The organism is Streptomyces sp. NPDC014727, from assembly GCF_043083485.1.
Classification (GTDB): Bacteria; Actinomycetota; Actinomycetes; order Streptomycetales; family Streptomycetaceae; genus Streptomyces.
The window spans coordinates 1-7,317 of sequence record NZ_JBIBYR010000062.1; the positions used below are offsets into that span (position 1 = coordinate 1).

12 protein-coding genes and 2 pseudogenes are annotated in these 7,317 nt (G+C 67.5%); 5 read left to right on the plus strand and 9 right to left on the minus strand.

Going from position 1 to position 7,317, the window contains the following annotated elements:
* Positions 1-226 (plus strand): annotated as a pseudogene (locus ACF1B9_RS37655) (hypothetical protein); the annotation flags it as partial.
* On the opposite strand, the gene ACF1B9_RS37660 reads toward ACF1B9_RS37655, so the two are convergent.
* Positions 210-944, minus strand: coding sequence for a transposase (locus tag ACF1B9_RS37660; protein WP_391795981.1), 735 nt, complete (start codon positions 942-944; stop codon positions 210-212). The pseudogene ACF1B9_RS37655 and the gene ACF1B9_RS37660 overlap by 17 nt on opposite strands.
* Before the next feature lie 106 nt (positions 945-1,050).
* On the opposite strand from ACF1B9_RS37660, the gene ACF1B9_RS37665 reads away from it, so the two are divergent.
* Entirely contained in the window at positions 1,051-1,263 is a 213-nt protein-coding gene (locus ACF1B9_RS37665; protein WP_391746881.1) for a hypothetical protein, read from the plus strand.
* Between the two features lie 183 nt (positions 1,264-1,446).
* Here ACF1B9_RS37665 and ACF1B9_RS37670 read toward each other — a convergent pair whose 3' ends face one another.
* The 4 genes from ACF1B9_RS37670 to ACF1B9_RS37685 all read right to left on the minus strand — a co-directional run bounded on the left by ACF1B9_RS37670 (position 1,447) and on the right by ACF1B9_RS37685 (position 4,091).
* Positions 1,447-1,950 carry a hypothetical protein gene (locus ACF1B9_RS37670; RefSeq protein ID WP_391746882.1) on the minus strand — a complete coding sequence of 168 codons (504 nt, stop codon included), beginning with the start codon at positions 1,948-1,950 and terminating at the stop codon, positions 1,447-1,449.
* Positions 1,951-2,373: 423 nt separating this feature from the next.
* Positions 2,374-2,808, minus strand: coding sequence for a hypothetical protein (locus ACF1B9_RS37675; protein ID WP_391746883.1), 435 nt, complete (start codon positions 2,806-2,808; stop codon positions 2,374-2,376).
* A 2-nt stretch (positions 2,809-2,810) separates the two neighbouring features.
* On the minus strand, positions 2,811-3,662 hold the full coding sequence (locus ACF1B9_RS37680; RefSeq protein WP_391746884.1) for a hypothetical protein: 852 nt from the start codon (positions 3,660-3,662) through the stop codon (positions 2,811-2,813).
* A 180-nt stretch (positions 3,663-3,842) separates the two neighbouring features.
* Positions 3,843-4,091, minus strand: coding sequence for a hypothetical protein (locus tag ACF1B9_RS37685; RefSeq protein ID WP_391746885.1), 249 nt, complete (start codon positions 4,089-4,091; stop codon positions 3,843-3,845).
* A 107-nt stretch (positions 4,092-4,198) separates the two neighbouring features.
* Between ACF1B9_RS37685 and ACF1B9_RS37690 the strand changes: the two genes are divergently transcribed.
* Complete coding sequence (locus ACF1B9_RS37690) at positions 4,199-4,321, plus strand: hypothetical protein (RefSeq protein WP_391746886.1); 123 nt, start codon at positions 4,199-4,201, stop codon at positions 4,319-4,321.
* Positions 4,322-4,436: 115 nt separating this feature from the next.
* Complete coding sequence (locus ACF1B9_RS37695) at positions 4,437-4,976, plus strand: hypothetical protein (RefSeq protein ID WP_391746887.1); 540 nt, start codon at positions 4,437-4,439, stop codon at positions 4,974-4,976.
* A 196-nt stretch (positions 4,977-5,172) separates the two neighbouring features.
* Here ACF1B9_RS37695 and ACF1B9_RS37700 read toward each other — a convergent pair whose 3' ends face one another.
* The 4 genes and pseudogenes from ACF1B9_RS37700 to ACF1B9_RS37715 all read right to left on the minus strand — a co-directional run bounded on the left by ACF1B9_RS37700 (position 5,173) and on the right by ACF1B9_RS37715 (position 6,678).
* Entirely contained in the window at positions 5,173-5,316 is a 144-nt protein-coding gene (locus ACF1B9_RS37700) for a hypothetical protein (protein WP_326770952.1), read from the minus strand.
* 12 nt (positions 5,317-5,328) lie between these two features.
* Positions 5,329-5,786: pseudogene (locus ACF1B9_RS37705) on the minus strand (transposase); the annotation flags it as partial.
* A complete protein-coding gene (locus ACF1B9_RS37710) occupies positions 5,756-6,235 on the minus strand; it encodes a winged helix-turn-helix domain-containing protein (protein ID WP_391746888.1) in 480 nt (159 codons plus the stop codon). The pseudogene ACF1B9_RS37705 and the gene ACF1B9_RS37710, both read right to left, overlap by 31 nt.
* A gap of 251 nt (positions 6,236-6,486) precedes the next feature.
* Positions 6,487-6,678, minus strand: a complete 192-nt coding sequence (locus ACF1B9_RS37715; RefSeq protein ID WP_391746889.1) for a hypothetical protein — start codon at positions 6,676-6,678, stop codon at positions 6,487-6,489.
* Between the two features lie 456 nt (positions 6,679-7,134).
* On the opposite strand from ACF1B9_RS37715, the gene ACF1B9_RS37720 reads away from it, so the two are divergent.
* Positions 7,135-7,317, plus strand: a 183-nt coding sequence (locus ACF1B9_RS37720) for a hypothetical protein (protein WP_391795982.1), incomplete at its 3' end; no start/stop codon positions are given.

A 7,317-nucleotide genomic window follows, 5' to 3' on the forward strand; every position in this document is an offset into this window, starting at 1 on the left:
CGAGATCTGGTTCGGGATCATCACCCGCCAGTCCATCCGCCGCGGCACGTTCGCAAGCGTCAACGTCCTGGTCAAACAGATCCGCGACTACATCAGCTCCTGGAACGAGAACGCGAAACCATTCACCTGGACCGCCACCGCCGACGAGATCCTCGTCAAGGTCCGACTCGTCCAGACCAGCGTGAAGAAACGCCGCATGGTGGGGCCAGTCATATCCATTCGTTGATGGCCGCGACCAGCACTGTTGCTTCATAACGGACCGCGAGTTTGTCGTATCTCGTGGCGACGGCTCGGTTCCTCTTGAGGCGGTTGATGCCGCATTCGACGGCGTGGCGCTCGCGATAATCGATCTTGTCGAACTTCGGCGGGCGACCGCCGCGCGAACCGAGCTTCTTGCGGTTGCGGACGTGGTCGACCTTGTCCGGGATGGTGCAGTGGATGCCACGACGCCGCAGGTACGCACGATTCTTGCGGGAGGCGTACGCCCTATCGGCGTGATCAGGCGACGAGTCTGACCACCGAGGACGCCGCGCCGGCCTAAGCCTGACGTCATGGATCTGGCGCTCCGCGCTTTCCAAACGGACTTTTATTACTCTGGATATACGCCGCAATACCCGGAGCGCACCATGATTCTCATCCTGGGGCTCATCATCCTGATCGCTGCCGTTGTCATTGCCGTGGCCGGCATTCTCACCAACAGCGGCAGCGCTCACCATCTCACCAACAGCTTCTCCGCGTTCGGGTATCACGTGACCGGTTCCACCGGCACACTGTTCCTCTACGGCATCGTCGTCGGAGCACTGGCTATGTTCGGACTGAGCCTGATCGTGGCCGCCGTGCGTCGCCCATACCACCATTCCAGAACCTCGCGCCGGGGCCTCAGCCAGCCCGGCCGCGAGCCAACTGCGGATCGCGAAGACACGACAGGTCAACGCGACACCCACCGACCGGAGACTGCGCACCGACCCCACGACGACCGCCCTGTCTCCCCGGGCAGTGGTGGGCCGCGCAGGTGGCATTTCTTCGGGCACCGATCCGCCCCTCACTAACGTGACTGCTGCACCGATAGTCGTGCACCAGCCGTCGCCCTCCGGCGGCCGGCGCGTCACCGCGTACGGGAAGATCCTCGGCCTGGCCCACGATGACCAGGACCTGATCGAGTTCCTCCGCCGCGCCGGCCTCCCAGACCCGGAGACGCTGATCGACGACCCGCAGATGGTTGAGTGGCGCGGCGGCCGCGCCCACGAATGGGACGTGGCCTGACCGATCAGAAGCGGAGCAGCCTGCCGCTGGACTTCCGCGGCCTTGACGACCGCCCCTTACGTCATCGCCGGCGAGGAGCGCATCGTCCCCGCCGACATGATCAGCACTTTCCGCCGGTGGGGTAAACCGGTAGGTGAGGATCGAACCCTGTGTGCGGCGAAGAGTGGTGCGCGTCAGCCTCTCTCAAAAGGCCGAACCGGCCTGGCGGACGCGCCACTCCTCCACGACGCTCTGCTGTCGCCGGGCCCGTTCGAGGAGGTCCTCGAGCAGTTGCGGATCCAGGCGCTTCTCGGTGGCGGTAAGCCGATGGAGGGTCTGCCACCCAGCTGCCTTGCCCTCCACCCCCAGCCGCTCCAATTCCATGAAGGTGCTCAGCGGAGAGCGCCGCGCGAGGCGACCGTTGCTCTTCAGACGCCCCATTTTTTCGGCCGTCCAGCCCGCGCAGACCTTGTAGCGCCGCACCGGGATACCCAGCTCCTTCATGATGCCGAGCAGACTCGTCCGGTCCTGGGCGATCTCGGCGGCGACGGGTCCGAGTGCCCTGGCGAGCGCCGAACCGCGAACGGTGCGTACCAGATGGCGGACCCGCTCCACTCCCGCAGTGGCGCCCATCAGGTGGTCGTTGAGGTAGATACCCAGCATGGCCAAGTCGGTGCTGCGGGTACTGGAACTCGGTCGGTCGTTCATCACGTGCCACCTTTGTCGTCCGTGTGCAGGAGGCGGGTTCACACCAGGTGCTCGGATACCCGTCCGGGCGCTTCGCGCACCGTTCTGTCGACGCTGTGCCCCGAACGGAGGCCTGCGGGATTTGGGAGGGCGTCCGGGGGCTCGCGACGGAGCATTCACAGATCAGTCGATCACGTGCAACTGCTGCCGGACGGCGACACCTGGAAGGCACGGGTCCGGCGGGCGACGTCGCGGGCCTGGGCACTGGAGGAGTTGGCGGAACTCGTGCGAGAGTGCGGGTTTGGCAACGTTACGTGGCACGGTGTCGAGGAGGCGCACTTCTTCCAGCCAGTGTTGACTGCGCGGCCTGTGGCCTGACCCGCACACCCAACGAACATCCCCTCACGTCAGGGCCACAAGCTGCAACTATCGCTCCCCGAGTCGTTAGGCGCTGCCCGTGGCAACGGCCGCACGGAACTCCTGAGTCATCAAGGCCACCGAGCCGCGCTGGACAGGAGCCGGGCCCTGCTCGCCCCACACCTTGTGCAGCGCGGCTCGCATCCGATCGTTCATGGCATCGTTGAGGACTGCCTGGTGCTCCTCGGGCGCCTCGCGCACGTCCTGAACGACGACCATGGTGCCGTGGCGGGTGCCGATCATCCCGATCGTGGTGACCTTCCAGCCGAGCTGCCGGGCCGCTTTACGCATCGCGGCCCGAATCAGCTCCACCCCGCCCAATCCGATGGCTTCCTCGTCATCCAGGTTCACCTGGTACGAGCCGCCGAATCCGCCGGCGCCTTCCGGGCAGTTGCGGCGCAGCAGGGGCACGAGGGCTTCGGCCATGGCGGTGCAGCGTGGGTCCTTCGCGTACGGGGCCATCGTCAGCTCCTTTCCGGGCCGGTGAGGTGCGGCCACAGCAGCTTGAGGTCGTGGGCGACCCGCTCGGCCAGGACATCGGGGTCGTTGGCCGTCCACTGGTGAGCTGTCCCGATGGCGTCGGCGGCCTTCGCCCGGGAGCTGCTCTTGCCGGGGAAGGGGCCGGATTCCGCGCGGGCGGTGAAAGTCACCGGGCCGGGCGGGCGAGGAAGGAACAGCAAGGGGTGGTGCGGAGTGAAGTCGAAGTGGCTCCGGCGGGCGGCGGGCTCTTCGTCGAAGAGCTGCGGCTCGGTCCACAGTCCGACGGTGACGACGAGCCAGGTGTGCGGCCGGTCAGGGTCGTTGCACAGCCACAGGTCGAACGTGCCGACCAGGAGGTTCGCCTCCCACTTCCAAACCTTCGCCCGGGGATCGAGAGCGTCGGCCCCGTCCCGGCGCAGCGGGATCAGGGCGCGCTCGAACGGGGCGATCAGATCGTCGTAGGCCGTCCGCATGGCCGTGCTGCCGGCGTGGTCGACCGTGTACTCGCGGTCTGGCGTGATCTCCCACTTCAGGCCGTCGGGAAGCTGGGTGGTCAGGTACTGGCACAGCGGTCCGAGCGCCTGCGGGATGCCGTCCTTGTCGTGTCGGGCGTGCTCGGCGGCGGGCAGGCGGACCCACCAGGCGTAGTACGGCGTTCCGTCCGGGTAGGTGTCGGTGTCGACGCAGTGTTCGTACACGCAGCCCAGCGAGCCCGCGAGCTTTGTCATCGTCTCCTTGGTGCGCTCGTCCAGGTCGGGATCCTCGCCCGCGAGCTGCGATGGGTCCTGGACCTCGAGGCGCCACACCACCCACTCGAAGTCGTTGAAGTCCGTCACGCGCACCCGCCCCCCAGTTCGACGGTATAACCCCTGCCGCACCCGGCCAACGTCCCCACTCCCCTGCTTCGCCCTGCTCCGACGGTCCAGTACATCAAGGCCCGCCAGGCGGGCGGGAGAGTTCGGCGACACCCGGCCCCACGAGCGACGCACAGGGCCGGCTGACCCCGGCGCACCGGCTCAGCCGGCGTCAGGGTCGTATCCGAGGCTCTCCAGGAGTCGGCGGCGCTCGTCTTCCTCACACTCAAGGAGTGCCGCCAGCACGCGCACGTCCCGGTGGGAGGTGATCGCGGCCTTGAGCACGGCGGCGAGAACGTCCGGCGGCAGAGCCTCGGCCTGAGTGGTGGAGGTGCCGCTGAACGAGCGGTGGTCACTGACCTTCGGCGGCGCGGTGGGCAGCCCGTAGTCGGCGATCTGCTGCTCGGTCACCGCCAGGCGCTCGAAGACGACCTCCGTTCCGGCACGTCCACGGCAGCGAAGACGATGACATCCTCGGCCAGCGCGAGCGCGAGGTCCAGGATCAGGGAGCGTTCGGTGTGCTCGCCGGCGGCGATGCCCTCCAGGACTTTGACGGCGATGCCGCGCTGGAAGAGGTCGTTGAGGACGATCAGTCCTTCCAGGAGGTTGCGGCCAAGGCGGTCGACATCCTGGACGGGTGAGCATGTCGCCGTCGCGGCGTCATCACCCTGCCGGAGCGTTTCCTGTCGTGCCCTCTGCTCGTTGAAATGCCGCTGTCGCGGCGTGCGGCGGCGTTTTGCCTACGGAGAAGTCACCATGAAGCTCAAGCGTCTTGCCCGCGTCACTGCCGCGACCGTCGCCCTGGCGGCATCCGCTCTTGCGGCCCCAGCGACCGCGTCGGCCGATGACGGTCCCCACGCCGAGGTCGGAACGCACTGCACCCCCTGGGAGGGGGTCTACGGCGCCGGCGGATACACGTTCACCGACTTGCGCACCTGCGTTGTGGTCGGCGACCGCGAGGGCCGCAACGCCTTCGTCATCGAGACCGACAGGAACACCTACTGGTGGGGCAGCGTCTGGTACAGCACCACCCCCGGCTACAGCGCCCGGGTAAGGGCCACCGTCAACATGGGCGCATCTCCGTACCAGGGAGGCCCTTCGGTCTCCGCCTCCGGCTCCTGGGAGCAGAAGTCCCGCAGCAGCCGCAATGGCCTGGGCGCCAACGACTTCATCAAGTGCGGCGTCCGCCACCTTGACGTGTCCTACCACCAGGTCGGCGGCTACTACGACAACGACCGCGCGATCGACGCCAAGCGTTCCTACGACAACTTCGTCATCCCCTGCTCCTGGAACTGAGCAACCAGAACGGCCCTGACCTCCGCGCCCGGCCGCTGGTGCCGGTCGCGGACGACGAGATGGGCGAGACCCTCGAACTGCTCTGGGGCAGGGCCGCGGTCAACCGCTCCGGCGCGTGCCGGAGCGGTTGACAGGCGGTACGTGGGGCGGGACCAGTCGCTACTGAACTTGAATGTGTGATGTCGGCCTGATCGTGTCAGCTGGTCAAGGTCAGGCCGGTGCCTATGAGGCAGCCGTCGATGAGGTGCGGTCGGTACTGGGTCTTCTTGAGGCTGCGCTTCACGGCGGCGGCGAGCTGGTCGAGGTTCGCGGCGGCGAGGTTGCCGATCGCCCGTTTCACCAGGGACCAGATGCCTTCCTGTGGGTTGAGGTCGGGTGCGTAGGACGGGAAATGGAAGACGGTCAGCCAGTCTCGTTTTGAGCGATGAAGTCCTTCATCTGTGGCATGAGATGGGTGCGCAGGTTGTCCCAGACCAGGACGATGGGGCCTTTGAGCTGGTTGTGCGCCCGCACGATGAGGTCGCGATAGTCCCGCCAGGTGAATCCCTTGGGCTCGCCCTTGCGGCCCCGGTGGACGCGAAAGCTGTAGATCAGCCTCGACCGGTCTCCGCGTCGGAAGCAGACCATTCCCGCCATCGAAACCCGTCCGGAACCCCTGCCCCGGACGCGGACGACCGGTGTCTGGCCGATGCGGCCCCAGGACCTCGCGCGTGGCGGCCTCAGCGACTGGCCGGCCTCGTCCTCACAGACGATCCAGGCCCCGAGGGCCGCCGCCGTACTTATACCTGCGGCCACACCTCCATCTTCCACAACTCCACAGCTCCGTCGTCACGTTCGATCACCCGGCGGGCCGGCTGCTGCCACGACCAGCCATGGCGCTTCAACAGCCGCCATGTCCCCTCCACCGTGTAGCCGACGTGGAACAGCCGTCCGATCAGAGTCTTCACCCGGGCCAGTGTCCACCGCTGGTCAGCCCAGCCATGGGCGAGCGGACCGCGCTCCAACTCCCGTTCCAGTTGGGCAATTTGGTCTGCCGAAAGCCTCGGACGCCCTGGCGACCCCTTCGACCGGCCACCCTCTTCACCCCGCTCACGCCACTGACGGCGCCAGCGCTCCACCGACCGCTCGCTCACCCGCAGTGCGGCCGCGATCTCCCGGTTCTTCGCGCCGCTCCCGAAGCGACCAACCGCTTCCAGCCGGATCCGCTCTCTTGCAGCCCTCTTGGCATCGGTCAAACCGCCGCCCTGCGCGTATCTCACACCCCACAGCTACCAACCCGACTCAGCCGATGTCAGGCGAACGGCCCGACATCACCCAATCAAGTTCAGTAGCCGGTGTCTTTGTCACCGGTGAGGGTGCCGATGACCTGCTGAACCTGCTGCGTGCTCGGGCGCACCGGCAGGATACGAGCTCGTCGTGACCGCGGACGACGGCACCAAGATGCACATGCCCGCTGTGGTCACACAGCCCGACGACCGAGTGCGCGAGCTGCTCGCCGACGGCGGGACGTTCACCGTCGACATCGACGCTCCGTGGTCGATCGGGCGGCGGTGTCCGCCGTGGTGCGAGGGCGGGGCACGGCGGCGGCCGGCCCCAGGTCGAGGCGGAAGGTTCCGTACGGGTTGACGTTGGACCAGAACAGCGCGGTCAAGCCGCGCCGGTCCTCGTCGCCGAGCCTCGATGCCCAGGCAGGTTCAGCCACCCGCGGAAGCGCGCTGAGGGCCCCTGCCGCGCCCGGCCAGGGGTCCCCACTCCCGTGAAAAAGCCTGAGTTCGACCTTCTCTGTCATCGTTCTTGCCATGGGGTTGCCTCCCCCTCGCTTGGCCAACGGAGCAAATCTACGGGCACCAGGCCGACTGTCTGAACAGCGGCAGCCGATCGTGCGCGCCGGCAATCGGGCCACCCGCCACGGCGACGATCAGGGCCGACGCGGTGGACCCTTCGTCGCCCGGCTACCGCTTGCCGAAGAACTTCCGCAATCCCCGGGGCGATATCCACTGCAGGTGTTCGAGCGTGGGCGTGAAAGCGCCCATGTCGCATGCCACCCCCGTACGCAGCGCCCGTGGGAATCCCCTGCCGTCGAGGACGGTTGAAGCCGATGACCCACGAACGGGCGTCCCGTTCGGTGTGGGCTCATGACAGCTGCGGGAGGGCATACATGAAGATCGGCGACATCGAGGTTCTGGCGATCACGGACGGGGTGGGCACCGAGATTGCCGCGGAGATCCTTACCCGCCCCGGCGTACACGACCCGTGGGCCTGCCACGAGCACCACCGGGAGGCGGACGGGAGCCTCGGCCTGCCCCTGGGCGGCTTTCTCGTGCGCAGCGGGGAGCGGACC